This window comes from Microbacterium sp. CIAB417 (assembly GCF_022788845.1).
This window is the reverse complement of the sequence record NZ_JAHZUT010000005.1, coordinates 414931-434255: the sequence shown is the minus strand read 5'-3', so window position 1 is coordinate 434255 and position 19325 is coordinate 414931. Positions and strand designations below refer to the sequence as shown.

General features: G+C 73.0%; 17 protein-coding genes. 13 read left to right on the top strand and 4 right to left on the bottom strand.

The genetic code is table 11. From position 1 onward, the window contains the following. Positions 1-34: 34 nt before the first annotated feature. The 4 genes from KYX17_RS22890 to KYX17_RS22875 are packed head-to-tail and all read left to right on the top strand — an operon-like array spanning position 35 to position 5401. On the top strand, positions 35-1345 hold the full coding sequence (locus KYX17_RS22890; RefSeq protein ID WP_243229723.1) for a hypothetical protein: 1311 nt from the start codon (positions 35-37) through the stop codon (positions 1343-1345). After that, complete coding sequence (locus tag KYX17_RS22885; RefSeq protein ID WP_243229722.1) at positions 1342-2436, top strand: hypothetical protein; 1095 nt, start codon at positions 1342-1344, stop codon at positions 2434-2436. Before KYX17_RS22890 ends, KYX17_RS22885 begins: the two co-directional genes overlap by 4 nt. Next, positions 2433-4085 (top strand): tetratricopeptide repeat protein, encoded by a 1653-nt coding sequence (locus KYX17_RS22880; protein ID WP_243229721.1) that lies wholly within the window; start codon positions 2433-2435, stop codon positions 4083-4085. Before KYX17_RS22885 ends, KYX17_RS22880 begins: the two co-directional genes overlap by 4 nt. Next, complete coding sequence (locus KYX17_RS22875) at positions 4082-5401, top strand: CHAT domain-containing protein (protein ID WP_243229720.1); 1320 nt, start codon at positions 4082-4084, stop codon at positions 5399-5401. The genes KYX17_RS22880 and KYX17_RS22875 overlap by 4 nt, the downstream gene beginning before the upstream one ends. A 15-nt stretch (positions 5402-5416) precedes the next feature. Here KYX17_RS22875 and KYX17_RS22870 read toward each other — a convergent pair whose 3' ends face one another. After that, on the bottom strand, positions 5417-5833 hold the full coding sequence (locus KYX17_RS22870; protein WP_243229719.1) for a DUF6157 family protein: 417 nt from the start codon (positions 5831-5833) through the stop codon (positions 5417-5419). Between the two features lie 68 nt (positions 5834-5901). On the opposite strand from KYX17_RS22870, the gene KYX17_RS22865 reads away from it, so the two are divergent. From KYX17_RS22865 to KYX17_RS22840, 6 genes are all read left to right on the top strand, one after another. Then, a complete protein-coding gene (locus KYX17_RS22865; protein ID WP_243229718.1) occupies positions 5902-10566 on the top strand; it encodes an ATP-dependent helicase in 4665 nt (1554 codons plus the stop codon). A 53-nt stretch (positions 10567-10619) separates the two neighbouring features. Further along, a complete protein-coding gene (locus KYX17_RS22860; RefSeq protein ID WP_243229717.1) occupies positions 10620-11366 on the top strand; it encodes an EI24 domain-containing protein in 747 nt (248 codons plus the stop codon). Continuing rightward, positions 11359-12132: a DNA-formamidopyrimidine glycosylase family protein gene (locus KYX17_RS22855; RefSeq protein ID WP_243229716.1), complete on the top strand. Its 774-nt coding sequence runs from the start codon at positions 11359-11361 to the stop codon at positions 12130-12132. The genes KYX17_RS22860 and KYX17_RS22855 overlap by 8 nt, the downstream gene beginning before the upstream one ends. Before the next feature lie 79 nt (positions 12133-12211). Beyond that, complete coding sequence (locus KYX17_RS22850) at positions 12212-12619, top strand: transferase (protein WP_243229715.1); 408 nt, start codon at positions 12212-12214, stop codon at positions 12617-12619. 201 nt (positions 12620-12820) lie between these two features. Then, entirely contained in the window at positions 12821-13627 is an 807-nt protein-coding gene (locus KYX17_RS22845; protein WP_243229714.1) for a LysR family substrate-binding domain-containing protein, read from the top strand. A gap of 64 nt (positions 13628-13691) precedes the next feature. Then, entirely contained in the window at positions 13692-14414 is a 723-nt protein-coding gene (locus KYX17_RS22840) for a GMP synthase (RefSeq protein ID WP_243229713.1), read from the top strand. A 152-nt stretch (positions 14415-14566) separates the two neighbouring features. Here the strand turns inward: KYX17_RS22840 and KYX17_RS22835 are convergent, their stop codons facing one another. Next, entirely contained in the window at positions 14567-15019 is a 453-nt protein-coding gene (locus KYX17_RS22835; RefSeq protein WP_243229712.1) for a glutaminase, read from the bottom strand. Further along, positions 15019-16227 carry a cation:proton antiporter gene (locus KYX17_RS22830; RefSeq protein WP_243229711.1) on the bottom strand — a complete coding sequence of 403 codons (1209 nt, stop codon included), beginning with the start codon at positions 16225-16227 and terminating at the stop codon, positions 15019-15021. Before KYX17_RS22830 ends, KYX17_RS22835 begins: the two co-directional genes overlap by 1 nt. Positions 16228-16336: 109 nt before the next feature. On the opposite strand from KYX17_RS22830, the gene purU reads away from it, so the two are divergent. Beyond that, a complete protein-coding gene (purU, locus tag KYX17_RS22825; RefSeq protein WP_243229710.1) occupies positions 16337-17188 on the top strand; it encodes a formyltetrahydrofolate deformylase in 852 nt (283 codons plus the stop codon). Here purU and KYX17_RS22820 read toward each other — a convergent pair. Then, complete coding sequence (locus tag KYX17_RS22820) at positions 17185-18225, bottom strand: nitronate monooxygenase family protein (RefSeq protein ID WP_243229709.1); 1041 nt, start codon at positions 18223-18225, stop codon at positions 17185-17187. The two genes, purU and KYX17_RS22820, sit on opposite strands and share 4 nt — an antisense overlap. A gap of 107 nt (positions 18226-18332) precedes the next feature. On the opposite strand from KYX17_RS22820, the gene KYX17_RS22815 reads away from it, so the two are divergent. Next, the gene (locus tag KYX17_RS22815; protein ID WP_243229708.1) at positions 18333-18986 is read left to right on the top strand and encodes an FHA domain-containing protein; all 654 of its coding nucleotides are present in this window, start codon (positions 18333-18335) and stop codon (positions 18984-18986) included. Between the two features lie 46 nt (positions 18987-19032). Beyond that, on the top strand, positions 19033-19305 hold the full coding sequence (locus KYX17_RS22810; protein ID WP_243229707.1) for a DUF6412 domain-containing protein: 273 nt from the start codon (positions 19033-19035) through the stop codon (positions 19303-19305). The last annotated feature ends 20 nt before the right edge of the window (positions 19306-19325 follow it).

Below are 19325 nucleotides of genomic sequence, written 5' to 3'. Positions count from 1 at the left end.
CCGCCCCCGGCGGGCCTGGATAGAGTTGAGCGCTATGGGCGCGTCACCGGATCTGTCGACGTCCGCGGCGATCGGCACGGACGCGCACGTCCCGCGCGCACAGGTGATCGCCCAGGCGTGGGCCGGTCTCGGCCCGTCCATCGCCGGCCTCAGCAACGGCAGCGGCCGTCCCCTGGCCCGCACCGTCAAGCTCATCCTCGAGCCGCTCGTGATCCGTCCCGTGCAGAACCCGCACCTGGCGGGTTCGTCCCTGTCACGGGCTGCGGCGCGCGAGCTGTCGGCGCGCATCGGGGCTGCGGCGGAGGACCTCTGCGCGACGGCGGAGTGGTTCGCGATCCTCAAGAGTGCGCGACGCGCGCTCGGCATCACGGACGGCAACCCGCAGGAGCGCTACTTCCAGCGCTGCTTCGAGCTCGCCCGCACCGAGGGCCCACCGGACGCGGACGATCCCACGACGCATGAGATCGCCACGGCGACCGTGGCGGAGATCGCCCAGGCGGACGGCGCCTCGATCCTGAACCGCATCCGGGAGGTGCTCCTCGATCCGTCCGCGGCGGCGGAGCTGGAGGCACGGCTCGCGGCGGCCTGGAGCGCGCGGCGCACCAGTGACACCGTCTCCGTCGATGCGCCGCGTGTGGCGGCCGTCCTGGAGGCGTGCGCGACGAACGGGCGGTCGGCCGCGGACTTCGCCATCCTCGTCGACGAGAGCGCCGGGACCTCCGCGTCCGGTGCTCTCGCCGATTCCGGCGCCGCGCGGCTCCTCGGGCTCACGGAGCACGATGACGTCCCGGTCCCCCGCCTCGGATCGACGGCGTCCAAGCGCGATCTGCCACGGCCGTTCGATCGGTCCGTGTTCGAGCGGCTGTTCGCCGCCCTCGCGGGCGGGGCGCCGGCGGACGTGGGCCGCGACGCCGAGGACATCCTTCACGACGAGGTCGCCCGGTGCGCCGCGCCCTGGGAACTGGCGTCCGAATCCGCCCGGGTCGTCATGCTGCTCGGCGCGGAGGCCTCGCATGCGCTCGAGCCGGCGGACCTGCTCCGTCCGACCGCCGCGCACCGGCATCTGCGGGACCGCTGGCAGCGCGAGGCGTATGTGCGCCGTGTGCTCCGGATGCCATCCGCCACGAGCGGCGTCCCGGAGGCGATCGCCGCCGACGTGCACGCGGTGCGCCAGGGATATCTGCGCCGGCTGTGGGTGCGGTTGCACGGGCGCGAGCTGCGCGGCACCGAGACCGCGGCAGCCGATCTCTGGGACACGCTCGACGGCGTCCTGCGATCTGTCATCATGGACCAGCGTCACCGCCTGAAGGCGGCGCTGGGGCGCGAGCAGGAGGGGGCGGCGTGAGGATCGGCATCCGCATCGACGGCGACCGTGCCCTCGTCGGGCCGTCGCCGGGGCCGGTGGACCAGACGGCGGGACCCGCGGAGCCCTTCACGACCGCGCTGATCGAGGCGCGTGGAGCACTGCTGGCCTGGAGCGTTCCGCCCGGACGCTTCCCGGATGCCGTGGTGCACGCCCCGGACCAGGCGGCCGAATGGCTCGCCGACGTCTACGGGCCGGGCGTGGCCGCTGCCGTCGCGGACGTCGATCGCCGCACGGAGGCCTCCGCCGAACCCGCCGCGATCGTCCTCGGCGACAGCGCCGAGCTGACCGGCCCGGTGCGCACGCTCGCGCTGCTGGGGTGGGCCGCGCGCTGGTGGCCCGCGGGAGGCTCCGTGCCGGCGCTCGACACCGGGCTGCTGGCCGCCGAGATCGCCCTCGCCGCGCACCGCGTCGACCACCTGCTGGACGATGAGGAGGCGACGGAGCGCGCGCTCGCCGAGGCCGCGGATGCGCCGAGCGCCCTGGAGCGCGTTCCGGCGCGGTTCGCAGGCGAGGCGGAGGCGCTCTCCGCTGCGCTCTCGGACCTCGCCGAGGATCACGGCGTCGTGCTGCGCCCCGTCGCGGCAGCACGCGATTCGTGGGCCCTGGCGGCGGGCGGATCCGTCAGCGCCGCCTCGGGCGTCGAGATCGCGCACGGCAGCGCTCCGGTCAGCTGGGCAGACGTCGCGCCGCAGTCCGTCGCCGCGGATGCCGAGGCGACCTGGTCGCTGCGCCATGTCGGCGGACAGGCGGTGCTGACCGTCGAAGTCGCCCCCGTGCCCGGCGCGGATCCCGCCGATCTCCGCGCGCGGTTCGGCCCCGAGGAGCGGGGCATCGACGTGCGGCTCGAGGTGGACGGCACGGTGCTGCGCGGATCGACGGAGGTCCCGGCATCCGTCGCCCTGCTGCCCATCGAGGAGCGCGTGCTCTGGGTGAGAGACGTGCGGATGACGTCGGTCCCCGGCCCCGCGGAATCGCCGGAGGCACGACAGGCCGCGCTGGCCTACGCCGCCGGTCGACGGACCGATCCCGAGGCGAGCCTCGCCGAGCGCACGGCCGGGGCTCTGCGATGACGAGCGGTCGCGACCCGCGCGCGGTCCAGGGACGCACGCCCCTCCCGCCGAGATGGCACGCCTTGCGCGACCGCAACAACGCCGCGGCGGAGCTCCTGCACGCGGGCGACGCGGCGGCGGCGCAGGACCTGCTGCGCGAGACGCTGTCCGCTCTCGAGGACACGGACGATCCCTCCGGATGGGACCTGCGGGCGCGCGTGCAGCTGAACCTCGCCGCGGCGCTGGAGATGACCGGATCCGCCGCCGACGCCGTGCGTCTCACGGAGGCCGCGGTGGCCACGGCGTCCGACGTCCTGAGCCGGCTGGGCGATGAGCACGGCACACGGACCGTGCTCGTCAACGGCATGCTCGCGCGGGCGCAGAGCCTCGCCCTGCTGGATCGGGTCGACGACGCGCTGACCCAGATCGATGCCGCCGAGGGCGTGCTCGACGCGTACGACGTGGGGCAGGAGCCCCTGCTGCGTTTCTCCTCCCGCAACACCCGCACGGGCCTGCTGATCGGCCTCGGACGACTGCACGAGGCGGAGGCGGAGGCCCAGCGGGCACTGACCGCGGCCCTCGCGGTCGACCCCCGCCTCGCCGTCCACGTGTACGTGAATCTCGGCGCGATCGCGCAGCGCACCGGCGACGAGCAGGCCGCGTGGGAGTACATGCGCATCGCCGACGGTCTGCAGGGGGAGAGCGCGGATGCTGTCGGCACCCAGCTCCTCGCCGAGAACCGCGCCCGCGTGGCGATGCAGCAGGGCCGGCTCGACGAGGCCGAGGAGGCCTTCCTCCGGGCGACGGAACTCGCGAAGGCGGCTGGGCTCGGCACCCGCCTCGCCGCGGCCAGGACCGGACTCGCGGCGGTGTATCTGCAGTCCGGCAACCCGGCTCGTGCCGCCCGGCGCCTGCGCGAGCTGATCGCCGACATGGATCCGGCCGCGGATGTGCACGAACGACGGGAGGCCTGGGGATTCCTCGGCGACGCCGAGTCCCGGCGCGGTCGATTCGCCGTCGCCGACGAGGCGTACCGCACCGCGCGGGATCTCACACGGTCGGCGCACGAGCGCTGCCGGGTCAACCTGCGGCGCGCCGAGATGCACGCCGAGTGGGCGAGCGTCACGCCTCGACCCCGCACGCGCGTCGAGCGGCTCACCGAGGGTCTGCGGCTCGCCGTCCCCGTGCTGCTGACGACGGAGGCGCTGCGCGGGGACTTCGCACCGGGTCCGGTGCGCGAGCGCTGGAGCCTGCAGGTGGCCGCACCGGCGCGCGAACTCGCGTTCCGTCTGGCCGTCGCGCTCGGGGACGGTGAGACGCTGTTCGCGCTCATCGAGAACGCCTCGGCCTCGGCGACCCTGCTGGCCGAGTCGATCGAGGCGCAGGATGCCGCGGCGGACCCCGACGCGCACGTGCCCGATCCGGCTCTCCGCGTGCTCGCACCGGTCGAGCCGGACCCGGCCACGGCCGAGGCCGCGGAGCTGCTGCCGGCGGCGGCATCCGGCTTCGTCGCCGATCAGGGTTCCTCCACGGCGGGGCTGCGGTTCGCACCGCCGCCGCGCGTCGTGGCGATCCCCGGCCGGCCGCCCGTGCTCGAGGAGCACATCCGCGCGGCGGAGGAGGAGTACGGCGTGACGATCCGCTCGGCCCATGCGGTGGTGTCCTGGTGAGGAACTGGCGCGACCTGAAGCATCTGGGGCCGGTGCGCGTTCCGCAGCGCATCGACGCCGAGCAGGTGCTGCGCGATCTCCCCGCCGGACGCGCTCCGCGCGCGCGGTTGCGCTATGTCGACGGCGACGACCTGTTCGTCAACTGGATCTGGGACCATCAGCCCGACTCGCCTCGCATGACGGTCATCGAGCGCCGACTCGTGGCCCCCGCGCTGGAGGCCCTCGCCCTGGCCGTGCCGACTCCGTTGCCCGGGGAGAGCGGTGAGCAGGCCCTGGTGCGGGCGTTGTCCAAAGGCCCGCTGATGGACCTCGAACGCGAGCAGCGGCTGGCCGAGACGCTGACCGCCGCACTCGTCCCGGCGTGGCTGGGCGCGGAGCTGAACGTCCTCGAGGCGGCCGGCCTGCGGCCGCACCTGCGCGTGCAACTGTCGCCGTCGACGTCGCACCTGCCGTGGGAGCTGCTCAGCACGTCCGACGGCGAGCGCGGCATCGACATGGTCGACGTCTCGGTGCTGCTGCCCGCGACGCTGCGCAACGACCCCGCACGCCGCGTGGCGCCGCCGTGGCGGCCTGGCGCCCCGGTGGCCGCGGTGCTGGATCCTGTGGTCCCCGGCTTCCCGGCGCACAGCGATCTCGGCAGCGTCCTGGGTCCGGTCGCGCCGGACGCGCCGCTGGCCGCGATGGTGCGGCGCCTCGGCGACCGGGTGCGACCCGCCGGAGACGCGTTCCGCCGGGCGGACATCGATCGCGCCGCGCTCGCGGATGCCGCGGCCGACGCCGGACGCCTCCTGTACGTGGGCCATGTGACGGCGTCGACGCATGCTCTCGATGCGCGCATGCATCTGTCCGACGGCCTGGGCTCCCCCGGGCTGGCCCAGCCGCTGGGCCCCCACCGCCCGTACACCGCCGCCGACATCGCCCTCGGCGCACCCGGTCTCGACCCCCTCGACGCACCGAACCGCGTCGCGCTGATCGCATGCGATTCCGGCGGCGATGCGCGCTTCGCCGAGCCGACCGGCCTCACCGCCGCCTTCGTGCACCGCGGAGCGGAGTACGTCACCGCGACCCGGTGGACACTGCCCACCGAAGCGGGTCTCGCCCGTTTCGGCACCGATCTTCGGGGCGATGCAGAGGGGATGCTGAGCGAGGCCGTCATCGCGGTGGACGCCGCGCACGAGGCCTCGGATCCGGTCGCGGCCCTCGGTGCCTGGCAGCGAGAGCAGAGGCGGCGCTGGACCGCGACCGGCGATCCGCGGTTCTCTCCGGTCATCTGGGGGGCGCTGGCGACCGCGTGGGCCCCGGCGGCTCCGCGCTGAGCCGCCGCGGACGACTCAGCGCGGAGCGCGTCGCGACCGCATGGCCCTGGTGTGCCCGAGGGCGGGATCGGCGGCCAGCGCCGCGTACGTCTGGGACTCGCGCGCCACGAGCGCGACACGCCCCTGCTCGTCGCTGAGGATCCCCCAGCCGTAGCGCTTGCCGAGCGGCGAGGACCGCAGGCACGGCTGTCCCTTCGAGAAGAACTCCTCCCGCGCGGCGGAATCGTCCGGGTCCATACCCCGACGCAGTGCGTGGACCGCGAAGACGACGTCATCGGACGTGTGCGCGTACGGCTCCTCGGCGATCAGCCGGTACTGCAGCGCCGCGATCGTCGGCGGATCGCCTGCCGGCGGCTCGGTCGCGTGGTCGGTCGGACAGTCCTCGGCGACCTCGATGAACGTCGCGCGATAGTTCGTCGTGTGCGTCGCCATGCTCTCAGGATGCCGCGTGCCGCCGACATCGTCGACCCGATGTCCGGGGCACGGACCATGATGGAGGGATGGGCGATGTGCTCGAACGCTTCACGCCGGCGACCCAGGACTGGTTCCGCGGCGCCTTCGCCGCACCCACCGCCGCGCAGGCCGGCGCCTGGGACGCGATCTCGGCCGGCAAGCACGCGCTCGTCGTCGCGCCGACCGGATCGGGCAAGACGCTGTCGGCTTTCCTGTGGGCGATCGACAGCATCTTCCGGGAGCGGACGGAGACGGCATCCGGATCGACGGACGAGGGCCTCCCGCGGACGCGCGTGCTCTACATCTCGCCGCTGAAGGCGCTGGGCGTCGACGTCGAGCGCAACCTCCGCTCCCCGCTGGTCGGCATCGGGCAGTCGGCCAGGCGACTCGGCATCCCCGCCCCGTCCGTCACGGTCGGGGTGCGCTCCGGCGACACCACCTCGAGCGACCGCCGCAAGCTGGTCGCCGATCCACCGGACATCCTCATCACGACGCCGGAGTCGCTGTACCTCATGCTCACCAGCCGAGCGGGCGAGACGCTGCGCGGCGTGCACACGGTCATCATCGACGAGGTGCACGCGGTCGCCGCGACCAAGCGCGGCGCGCACCTGGCCGTCAGCCTCGAACGGCTGGACGCCCTGCGGCGCGCGCGGGGGGCCGAAGGTCCGGCGCAGCGCATCGGCCTGTCGGCGACCGTGCGCCCGATCGACGAGGTCGCCCGGTTCCTCGGCGGCTCCGAGCCGGTCGAGATCGTCGCACCGCGCGCGAGCAAGACCTTCGAGCTCGGCGTGGTGGTGCCGATCGAGGACATGACCAACCCGCCGGCACCGCCCGGAGCGCCGCCCCCCGTCGACGGCGAGCCCGCCGAGTACTCCGAGGTCACCGGATCGGTCTGGCCGCATGTCGAGGAGGCGATCGTCGATCGCATCCTGCAGAACAACTCGACCATCGTGTTCGCGAACTCGCGCCGACTCGCCGAGCGGCTCACCGGCCGGCTCAACGAGATCTATGCCGAGCGCATGGGCGAGAGCCCGCCGCCCGCTGCGGCACGACGCGTCCCCGCGCAGATGCCCGCTCAGGGCGGAACCACCGCGGGCGCCGACCCTGTGCTCGCCAAGGCGCACCACGGGTCGGTGTCGAAGGAGCAGCGCGCACAAGTCGAAGAAGAGCTGAAGTCCGGCGTCCTGCGCTGCGTCGTGGCGACCAGCAGCCTCGAACTCGGCATCGACATGGGAGCGGTCGATCTCGTCATCCAGGTCGAGGCGCCGCCCTCCGCGGCATCCGGACTGCAGCGCGTCGGACGCGCGGGCCACCAGGTCGGGGAGGTCAGCCGCGCCGCGCTGTTCCCCAAGCACCGTGGAGACGTGCTGCACACCGCGATCGTGACGGAACGGATGCTGGCCGGCAGGATCGAGGCGATCGCCGTGCCGCGCAACCCGCTCGACATCCTCGCCCAGCAGACGGTCGCCGCGTGCGCGATCGATCCGATCGGCGTCGAGGACTGGTTCGAGACGGTCCGCCGCTCGGCGCCGTTCCAGTCCCTGCCGCGCTCGGCCTATGAGGCCACGCTGGATCTGCTCGCCGGACGCTTCCCGTCCGACGAGTTCGCCGAGCTGCGCCCGCGGCTGGTGTGGGACCGCGACGCCGGGACGCTCACCGGACGCCCTGGGGCCCAGCGCATCGCGGTCACCAGCGGCGGGACGATCCCGGATCGCGGTCTGTTCGGCGTCTTCGTCGCCGGCGAGTCGACTGGAGCGCGCGTCGGCGAGCTCGACGAGGAGATGGTCTACGAGTCCCGCGTCGGCGACGTGTTCACGCTCGGCACGACGAGCTGGCGGATCGCGGAGATCACGCACGATCGCGTCAACGTCATCCCCGCCTACGGCCAGCCGGGGCGCGTGCCGTTCTGGCACGGCGACGGCATCGGCCGACCCTTCGAGCTCGGCGAGGCGCTGGGCGCCTTCTCGCGCGAGGTCTCCACCGCGGAGCCCGCGAAGGCGACGCAGCGCCTGATGGATGCCGGGCTCGACGCTCTCGCCCGCGACAACCTCATGGCCCACCTGACCGAGCAGCGCGCCGCCACGGGGACCTTGCCGACCGACCGGACGCTCACGGTCGAGCGCGGTCATGACGAGGTGGGCGACTGGCGCGTCATCCTTCATTCCCCGTACGGAATGAAGGTGCACGCGCCCTGGGCGCTGGCGATCAACGCCCGCGTCCGGGAGCGGCTGGGCGTCGAGGGGTCGGCGGTCGCGAGCGATGACGGGATCATCGTGCGGATCCCGGATGCCGAGAGCGAGCCGCCAGGGGCGGAGCTGTTCGTCTTCGACCCCGACGAGCTGGAGCAGCTGGTGACGGAGGAGGTCGGGGGTTCGGCGCTGTTCGCCTCCCGGTTCCGCGAGTGCGCCGCGCGGGCGCTGCTCATGCCGCGCACGAATCCCAACCGCCGCACCCCGCTCTGGCAGCAGCGCCAGCGCTCCGCGCAGCTGCTGGAGGTCGCACGTCGTCACCCCACGTTCCCCGTCATCCTCGAGACGCTGCGCGAAGTGCTGCAGGACGTCTACGACCTGCCGTCGCTGCGCCGACTCGCAAGCTGGATCGCCGACCGGCGCGTGCGGCTCATCGAGACCGAGCCGGCGCAGCCGTCGCCCTATGCCAGAGACCTGCTGTTCGGCTACGTCGGCGCGTTCATGTACGAGGGCGATTCGCCGCTCGCGGAGCGACGGGCCGCGGCGCTCTCCGTCGACCCGGCGCTCCTGGGCGAACTGCTCGGCACGGTGGAGATGCGCGAGCTGCTCGATCCGGACGTCATCGCGCAGTTCGAGCGCGAGGCCCAGCGGCTCGACCCGGCCCGCCGCACCCGCGGCCTCGAGGGCGTCGCCGACCTGCTGCGGATGCTCGGGCCCCTGGATGCCGCGGAGGTGGCGGAGCGCCTGGCGGACGAGGACGACGCGGCCGACGACACCGGTCCGTCGAGCGAACGCGACGCCGCGGACGCCGTCGCGACGCCCGCGCGACGTGCTGCGGCATCCGCTCACCTCGACGACCTCGTCGCGGCCCGCCGCGCGATCGCCGTGACCGTCGGCGGCGTTCCGCGCATCGCCGCGATCGAGGACGCTGCGCGCCTGCGCGACGCCCTGGGCGTCGCCCTGCCCACCGGCATCCCGGTGGCGTTCCTGGAGCCCGTCGCCGATCCGCTCGGCGATCTGGTCGCGCGCCATGCGCGCACCCACGGCCCGTTCACGACGGAGGCCGTCGCCACCCGCTTCGGCATCGGAACGGCCGTGGCGCGGCACACCCTGCAGCGGCTCGAGAGCGCAGGGCGCCTCAGCAGCGGCTACTTCCTGTCCACCGCCGAGGCGGCCCCCGACGCGGGTCCCGAGTGGTGCGACACCGAGGTGCTCCGACGCCTGCGGATGCGCTCGCTCGCCGCGATCCGCGGCAGCGTGGAACCCGTGGAGCCTGCGGCGTTCGCCCGGTTCCTCCCGGATTGGCAGCATCTGTCCCGTCCGCTGGAAGGACTCGACGGCGTGCTCGCCGTGATCGAGCAGCTCGCGGGCGTGCCGATCCCGGCGAGCGCCTGGGAATCGCTCGTCCTGCCGTCCCGCGTGCGGGACTACTCTCCCGCGCTGCTCGACGAGCTCACCGCCAACGGCGAGGTCGTCTGGGCGGGGCACGGGACGCTCCCCGGCCGTGACGGCTGGGTCTCGCTGCACCCGGTCGATCTGGCTCCCTTCACGCTGCCCGACCCCGATGAGACCGAGATCGCCCCGGACTCGCTCGAGGCCCGCCTTCTCGGGGCCCTCGGTGCGGGAGGTGCCTCCTTCGCTGCGCACCTGCGGGACCGGGTCGGGGCGGAGAACGAGCAGTCGGTCCTCGACGCTCTGTGGGCGCTGACCTGGTCGGGACGCGTCACGAACGACACCTTCGCGCCGGTGCGCCAGCTGCTCGCCGGCGGATCGCAGGCGCACAAGGCCGTGCGGCGCGCCCCGCGCGCACGCACGTACCGGGGCGTGTCCTTCGGGGGGTCGACGGCGCGTCCGACGATCACGGGAGGGCGCTGGTCGCTGCTTCCGGCCGGCGAGACGGACCCGGCGCGCCGCGCCACGGTGACCGCCGGACTGCTGCTGGACCGGTACGGCGTCGTCACGCGCGGCTCTGCACAGTCCGAGGGCGTCCCGGGCGGCTTCGCCCAGGTGTACCGGGTGCTCGCGGGGTTCGAGGAGGCTGGGCACTGCCGCCGCGGGTACGTGATCGAGAAGCTCGGGGCGGCGCAGTTCGCGGCGTCCACGACGGTCGACCGCCTGCGGACCTTCGCCGGGCTCGCCGACCCTCCTCCGCGCCATGCGGTCACCCTCGCCGCGACGGACCCGGCGAATCCGTACGGGGCCGCGCTCCCCTGGCCGCGGCGCGACGGCGTCTCCCACCGCCCCGGCCGCAAGGCCGGCGGCCTCGTCGTGCTCGTGGACGGCGCGCTCGTGCTGTACCTCGAACGCGGTGGCCGCACGGTGCTCGCTTTCGACGAGAACGAGGAGACGCTGCGTGCCGCGGCATCCGATCTCGCCGCGACCTCGCGCGCCCGCCGGCTCGAGACCCTGACGGTCGAGAAGGTCAACGGCGAGCCGGTGTACGGAACCGCCTTCGCGACCGCACTCCAAGAGGCCGGCTTCGTCGCCACGCCGCGCGGCTACACACTGCGCAAAGCCGTGTGAGACAGCCCGGCGTCGGACGCGTCGACGTCCGGGCCGCCCTCTACGCTGGAGGCATGGTGCGGGAGTTCGGGATCGGAATCGGGATGCTCCTGAAGGGATTCCGGTTCTGGAGCGTGCGCCCCGGCCTCATGGCGCTCGGCCTGCTCCCCGCGTTCCTCGCCTTCCTGCTCCTCGCCGCGGCGCTGATCCCCTTCGGCCTGAGCCTCGGCATCCTCACGGACTGGGCGACGCCGTTCGCCGACGGCTGGGTCACGCCGTGGCGCGAGATCCTGCGCGTGAGCCTCGGCATCGTGATGTTCATCGCCGCGCTCGCGCTCGCGGGCGCCGTCTTCACCGCCCTTACGCTCACGATCGGCGACCCGTTCTACCAGCGGATCTGGCGCGGAGTCGAACGCGAATACGGCACGGAACCGACGGGAGAGACCGGATTCTGGGCAACCGTGGGCGAAGGCATCCGACTGATCGCCCTGGGCGTCCTCGTCGCCCTCCTGACCCTCGCGATCGGGTTCCTCCCCCTCGTCGGCGGCCTCCTCGCCTCCGTGACGGGTGTCGTCCTCAGCGGACGCCTGCTCGCCCGGGAGCTCACGGGCCGCGCCTTCGACGCGCGCGGCCTGTCGGCCTCGTCGCGGTCGGAACTGCTCTCCGTCCGCCGGGCTCGCGTGCTCGGCTTCGGCGTCGCGACCCAGCTGTGCTTCCTGGTGCCGCTGGGCGCCATCATCACCATGCCGGCGGCCGTCGCCGGGTCGACGATGCTCGCACGGTCGCTGGTCGAGCACCCCGCGGAGACAGCGGATGCCTGAGGGCGACACGGTCTTCCGGACGGCACGTCGCCTGGACGCCGCCCTCGCCGGGCAGACCGTCACGCGCTTCGACCTGCGGGTCCCCCAGGCGGCCACCGCGGATCTGACCGGACGCACCGTGCACGGATGCGTCTCGCGCGGCAAGCATCTGCTGCTGCGCGTCGGCGAGCACACGCTGCATTCCCATCTGCGGATGGAGGGCGCGTGGTACCTGTACCGCCCGGGTGAGAAGTGGCGGCATCCGGCGTTCCGCGTACGCGCCGTCGTCGGCGCCGCGCGGCGCGAAGCGGTCGGCGTGGACCTCGCGGAGGTGCAGCTGCTCCCGACACGGGACGAGGACCGGTTCCTCGATCACCTGGGCCCCGATCCGCTGGGTCCGTCCTGGGATGCCGAGGAAGCCGCCCGACGGCTGAGAGCGGACTCGCGCAGCATCCATGTCGCCCTGCTCGATCAGCGCAACGTCGCGGGCTTCGGAAACGAGTACGCCGCCGAGCTGCTGTTCCTGCGGGGGATCCTGCCCACGACGCCGGCCGCCGAGGTCGATGCCGGCGCCCTGCTCGCCCTCGGGGTGCGAACGATCCGCGCCAATCGCGATCGCGTCGACCGCACCTTCACCGGCGTCGCCCGGCGCGGTGAGACGGACTGGGTGTACGGACGCGCCGGCCGCCCGTGCCGGCGCTGCGGAACGCTCATCCTGCGGGGTGAGCAGGGCGCGGATCCGACCCGCGAGCGCGTCACGTTCTGGTGTCCACGCTGCCAGAGATGACGATCATCCCGCTGCGGGAATGAAATCGCCCCTTGCGCGGTTGTTGATATATCCGGGAGTCTCCGGAACGGGAGGAAACGTGGGCAAGAACTACATCGATATCGAGGACGACCAGGGCGAGACGCTGCGCTACCGCAAGCACGCCAACGGCCGCGGCCTCGTCGCGCACGGCGCGAAGGTGCACCCGATGGCGATCATCGAGGCCGGCGCCTATATCGAACCGGGTGCGCGCGTGGGCGCGGGGGCGAAGGTCGCCCGCGGCGCCTGGGTGGAGCCGGACGCCGTGATCGGCGAGAACGCCTCCATCGACGCGCACGCGCACATCGGACAGGGTGCCGCCGTGGGCGCCGGGGCGCACATCGGCGTCCGCACCGAGGTCGGCGCCGGAGCGCGCATCGTGCGCGGGTCCCGCATCGGCGACGACGAGACGGTCGCCGCGGGCCTCACGATCGCCACCGACCGAAAGGGCCTCTGGCTCGCGGCCTGACCGTCGTGAGAGAGAGCGACGCCGCGAGAGGAACGGTCCGAGTTCTCTCGTGCGCGAAGCGGTTCCTCGTATGACGCAGTTGGCGGCGCACACGACGAGAGGGCTTCAGCTCGCGTCCGCGATGGGCGGCCGCGCACGCTGAGACGCTCGCCCAGTCCGTCGCGGGGGCGATGCCGCGAGCGCACCGAGTAGCCTGGGGGCGTGGCGAAAGCGGGGAACGGCGCACGAGGCGGACGCGCGGGCGGTGCACGTCGCCGCACGCCGGCCGGCCGCGCGCCCGCGAACAAGACCTCCGCGAAGAACGGGACGGCGAAGAAGGCCTGCGCGAAGAAGGCCCCGGGCGTGAAGGCTCAGAAGCCGTCGCGCGACGAACGGACACCATCCCGCGCGGGGCAGAGCGCGCCCGCACCCGCCGCATCCGAGCAGCGCAGCTTCCGTCTGGGGGCGATCCCCGGTGCCACCCCCGGGAAGTGGATCGACACGTGGAAGCAGCGCATGCCGCATGTCCCGCTGGAGCTGGTTCCGATCAGCGTGGCCGGACAGCGCGAGGCGTTGCAGGACCTCGACGCGGCGCTCGTGCGGCTTCCGATCGAGGATGCCGAGCTGCACGTGATCCCGCTCTACGAGGAGCTGCCGGTGGTGGTGGCATCCGTCGACTCGCACCTGCTCGCGGCGGACGAGCTGGACGCGGCCGACCTCGACGGCGAGGGGCTGCTCCGTTCGGAGGAGGACGTCCTCGCACTCGATCTTCCCGGCACGACAGCCGCCGTCGCCGGCGCCGTCCCGACGACTGCCGACCTGATCGCCACCGTCGCGACCGGAGTCGGCATCGCCGTCGTCCCGATGTCGCTGGCGCGACTGCACCACCGCAAGGACGTCGAATACCGGGTGCTGCGCGGCGGTCCGGTCTCGACCGTGGCCTTCGCGTGGACCCGGGAGCCCGAGAACGACTACGTCGCGGTCTTCGTCGGCATCGTCCGCGGCCGCACGGCGAACTCCTCCCGTTGAGGGGGCGTCCGTCACCGTCGGACACGCGCCGTGCCGACGGTCGCGGACTGGCTAGAATCGCCGGATGGCCTCGCTTCTCTACATCAGCGTGCGCCCGGAGCGGGCCGCGGCCGATGCGGAGTACGCGTCGTTCCGTCGGGGCCTCGGCGTCGCCGAGCTCGACCGGCTGGATCTGCTCACCGCCCCGCTGGATCCCGCAGCGGTCACAGGCCACCGCGGGATCGTGATCGGCGGCTCTCCGCTGAATGTCACCGACCCCGCCCCGACCGCCGAGCAGCGGCGCGTGGAGTCCGATCTCGAGCGGATCGCCGCGGCGGCGATCGACGGCGGCACCGCCGCGTTGTTCACCTGCTACGGCATCGGCGTCGTGACGAGGATGCTGGGCGGCATCGTCACGGTGGACCACCCGGAATCCGCTTCCGCCGTGACCATCCGCGCGACCGAGGCGGCCCGGCAAGACCCGATCTTCGGCCCGAGCGGTCCGGAGCTGCACGTGTTCACGGCGCACAAGGAGTCCGCGGCGCAGACCCCGCCGACCGCCGAGCTGCTGGCGGAGGGGGATGCGTGCCCGGTGCAGGCGTACCGGGTCGGCACGCATCTGTACGCTACGCAGTTCCACCCGGAGCCGAGTCCCGCCGACTTCGCCGAGCGCATGACCTTCTACCGCACCAAGGGCTACTTCGACGCGAATGCGTTCGACGCGGTCCAGCAGCGCGTCCTGGCGGAGACCGTGACCGAGGGCGAGGCGCTCCTCGCCCGCTTCGCCGCGACGTTCGCCTCGCCGTGAGACGTCGCCTCGCCGTGAGACTTGGCCTGCTGGGTGAGACTTGGCTCACCTGACCAAGTCTCGCTCCACAAACCAAGTCTCGCGAGCCGCGGTGGGGCGGGGGCGGGCGGGGGCGAGGGTGGCGGGGACGAGGGGCGGGGGCGGGGGCGGCGTCAGGTCAGGAGGGAGAGCTGGTCGCGGAGGTATGCCTCCAGGGGCATGAAGGCTCCGGATGCCGACCATCTCACGTGCGGGACGCCGTCGATCATCGAGAGCGGACCCGAGGATCCGCCGGCATCCACGGCATCCACGTCGATGACGCTCCATCCGACATGGGCGACCTCCCCCTCTCCGAACCCGCCCCGCAGCGCCCACTCGCGGCGGACCGCCCGTTCCCGAGCCGATTCGGCCGTGTAGCCCCGGCGGCCGGCATCGGCGGCACGCAGCACTTCCGCCGTCGCGAGCGCCGCATCGTCCGTCAGCAGCAGCACTCCGACGTGCCAGGCCTCACCGACCCGCACGATGCGGTCGCCGCGGAACCGGGAGTGCCGCTCCTCGCCGAGGCCTTCCTTGCGCACGCCGGCGAGCGCCGTGCGAGCCTGCTCCAGAAGCGCGGATGCCGACATCACAGCTCGCTGACAGGCGCGTTCTTCTCGGCGGCCGCGAGCCGCGCCGCATCGCCGCGCAGCGACATCGCGATGAGCGGATACAGCAGCACCGACAGCATCCCGGCACCGACGAGCGCGGCCGCGATGCCGGAGTCGAGCATCCCCTGCTCCACTCCGATCGCCGTCACCGCCACGATGATGGGCAGGCCCGTGGCGGACAGCAGCGCCAGCGCCGAGCGTTCGCGCAGGCCGGCGCCGGCCGGAGCCGAGAACTGGGCGGCCGCGCCGCGGAACACCAGCAGAGCGACGAGGAAGACGGGGACGAGCGCGAGCGCCTCGGGCGAGGAGAGCAGCGCCTCCAGGTCGTAGGTGATGCCGGTGTAGAGGAAGAAGATCGGCACGAGGAAGCCGAACGCGATCGCCTCGATCTTGCTCTCGATCTCCTCGGCATCCTCCTTCGGCGCCCGCGCCATGATGATGCGCCAGACCGCTCCGGCGACGAACGCACCCAGCAGCATGTCGAGGTCGAGGATCACGCTGAGCGCCACGAGAGCCGCGATGAGCAGCAGCACGAAGCGGATGCCGAACTGGTCGGACGTGTGCAGCGTCGCGCGCAGGAACGCGTGCAGCCGCCCGTGCGGGGTCCGATGCGCGATGACGACGACGATCGCTGCGAGCACGACGAAGGTGAGGAGCACAGCGGTCGCGACCCAGGTCGTCCGCGTGCTCAGGAAGATCGAGATGGCGATCAGCGGCAGGAACTCCCCGACCGCTCCGATCGCCGTGACCGTGCGCCCGAAGGGCGCGGACAGCTCCCCGGCATCCCGCAGGATCGGCATCAGCGTACCCAGCGCCGTCGAGCTCAGCGCGATGCCGATCACGACCATCCCCTCGCCCGGTGCGAAGAAGAAGCCCAGCCCGATGCCCAGCACCACGCTCAGGACCCAGCCGAGCGACGCCCGCACGAGCGGCTTCCCCGCGAGACGACGGAAGTCGATCTCCGACCCCGCGATGAAGAACAGCATCGCCAGGCCGAACTCGCTGAGTTTGTCGAGAACCTCACCGGTGTCGACCCAGCCGAGCACCGCGGGTCCGATCAGGATGCCGAGGACGAGCTCGAACACGATCACCGGGACGCGCAGCACCGGTCGCACGCCGCGCGCGAGCAGGGGCGCGAGCACCGCCATCAGAGGGACGAGGATGAGACCGGCTTCGCTCGCGTTCACGGAGTCAGAGTATCGGCACCGTGCGCGTCGGACGACGGCGTCCGGCCGAGGATTCGTCACGATCGCGACCGACGGGGCAGAATCGAGCGAGACCTTCCAAGGAGCATCCATGTCCCAGCCCGACACCGCCCGTCTGCTCATCGCGTGCGACGACCAGCCCGGCATCGTCGCCGCCGTCGCCGGCGTCCTCGCCGAGCACGGCGCGAACATCATCTCGCTGGACCAGCACTCCACCGACTCCGAGGGCGGACGCTTCTTCCAGCGCACCGTGATCCACCTTCCGGGTCTCGCCGCCGCGCGACCAGCGCTGGAGGCCTCGATACAGCAGGTGGCCGATCGCTTCGGCATGGAATGGTCGCTGCACGACGCCTCCCGCCGCAAGCGCGTCGCGATCTTCGTGTCGAAGTACGACCACTGCCTCATGGAGCTGCTGTGGCGCGCGCAGCGCGGCCGGCTGGACATCGACATCACGATGGTCATCTCCAACCACCCGGATCTCGCCGACGCGGTGCGCACGTTCGGCGTCCCGTTCGTGCACATCCCTTCGGGCGACAAGCAGGCCATGGAGCGGCGCCAGCTGGAGATCCTCCAGGGCAACGTCGACCTCGTCGTGCTCGCGCGCTACATGCAGATCCTCACGGACTCGTTCATCGAGGAGCTCGCCGCCCCCGTCATCAACATCCACCACTCCTTCCTGCCGGCGTTCGTCGGGGCCAACCCGTACGCCAGGGCCAAGGAGCGCGGTGTGAAGCTCATCGGCGCGACCGCGCACTACGCCACCGCCGACCTCGACGAGGGCCCCATCATCGAGCAGGACGTCACGCGCGTGACGCACTCCGAATCGGCCGCAGAGCTGCAGAGCCGCGGCGCCGACGTCGAGCGCCTGGTGCTCGCCCGCGCGGTGCAGTGGCACGCCGAGGACCGCGTGATCGTGCACGGCCGCTCGACCGTCATCCTCTAGGCCGGTACCCCCGCCACGAGCTCGTCGAACAGCTCGGATGCCGCATCCCACCGCGCCAGCGGCGCGCCCTGTCCGAGCCACAGCGACTGCAGCTCGCCGAGGTTCTGCGCACCGGCGGCCGTGCGGAAGCGACCGGTGAGCCAGTTCTGCATGGGGAACGGCGCGATCGTGCCGCTCGCCTCGATCGCCCGGACCGCGCGGTTGCGCGCACCGCGGGCCAGGCGCCCGCTCATGGCGCGGGTCAGCACGCTGCCGTCCGCCGCCGTGCCCCGGATGGCGGCGCGGTGGGCGTCGTTCGCCGCCGACTCAGCGGTCGCGAGGAACGCCGTGCCGACCTGCACCGCGGAGGCGCCCAGTGCGAAGGCGGCAGCGACGCCGCGGCGATCCGCGATGCCGCCGGCCGCGATCACCGGCACGCCGACGGCGTCGGCCACCTGCGGCACGAGCGCGACCGTGCCGACGAGCGACTCCTCGGCAGGGCGCAGAAATGATACGCGGTGCCCGGCGGCCTCCATGCCGCTCGCGACGACAGCGTCGACGCCGCCCGCCTCGAGCGCCAGTGCCTCCGCGACCGTCGTGGCGGTCCCGACGACTCGGATGCCGCGGTCGCGTGCTTCGGCGATCAGCTCCGCGGACGGCACGCCGTAGACCACGCTCAGCACCGCCGGCGCGGCCTCCCATATCGCTTCGAGCTGCTCGTCGAGCGACGGCACGTAGCGATCGGGACGCGTGGGGACCTCGACGCCCACCGCCTCGTAGAAGGGTTCCAGCGCCTGCGCGAACACGGCGTGCTGCGGCCCCGGGTCCGCCTCGTCGCCCATCGGCAGCCAGATGTTGAATGCGAACGGGCTGTCGGTCACGGCCCGCAGCTCCGTGGCGGTGCGGAGGATCCGGTCGCCGTCGTAGCCGTACAGCCCGTACGACCCGAGTCCGCCTGCTTCGCTCACCGCGGCGGTGAGGGCGACGGACGACAGGCCTCCGAACGCACCGAGGACGATCGGATGCCGGATGCCGAGGAGTTCTGCGAAGGCGTTCATGGTCCGAGGCTACGCCCGACCTCGGCATCCGGTCGTTCCCGTGACGCGCTGTCAACCCCCTCCTGCCGCCCGGAGCCTTCGGCCTACCGTCGAGCCAGGAGGTCACCATGAGCACGCAACCCCACACCCCGACGACGACCCATGACGCCTGGGGCGCCGGAGATCCGCATCTGCGCATCACCCGCGGCGACGACCGGCTGATGTTCCATCTGCGCGACGACGTGGTGCGGATCGGCTCCGCCGCCGGCAACGAGCTCGTTCTGCCCGGCGCGGAGGCGGTCCACGCCACGATCACGCACGACGAGCGCGACGAGTACGTGCTGACGCTGCACGGCCCCGGTGAGACGAACGCGGCGTCTCAGGACGCGTCCGGCGAACGCACCGAGATCCTGCGCACCGGGGCCCGTTTCACGGTGGGCGAGTGGGAGCTGGTGTTCGGCCGCGAGGAGTCCGCGGACCACGGACGCCCGTACGGGGGACGCCAGGGCGGCGAGCTCTCCGATCAGGATCTGCAGCCGCCGCGACCGGACTACCGCGCGGACGCCGCGGCGACGAGGAAGGAGCACGCGGCAGACTCGGCGCAGGACGGGCCGGAGGCCGCCCCCGCCGAGGCCGAGGACCCCACGACATCGAACGCCTCGGGGCAGGGCGGTTCGGCCGACGGCTCCGAGCGCTCCTCGACCACCCGGCGCCTCGCGGGTGACAAGCAGGGCGCGACGGCTCCGGACGAGGACGGCGCCTCCGACGAGCCCTGGAGCTGACCTCTCCGGCCCTCACCGTGTCGACACGGTGAGGTACTCTCGGCGTATGGCGGACGCGTTCGAGCAGCTGATGAGCTTCGTGCTATCTGCGCTCGGGCTCGTGACGATCCCGGACACCGCCCTGCTGGGGCTGGCCATCGCGATCGTCGCCGCCCTGGCCGTGGTCCTGCTCTCGTGGACCGGATTCACCGCGGTCGGCAAGGACTCTCCGCCTCACCCCCTGCGCGCCATCGATGCGTCGACTCTGCTCTCGCAGAGCGATCCGGATGCCGCCGGTCATCCCCGTCCGCGAGCGCCGGGAGCCGTGCGCGCCGTGTGACCCGTCCGTTCGCGTCGGGA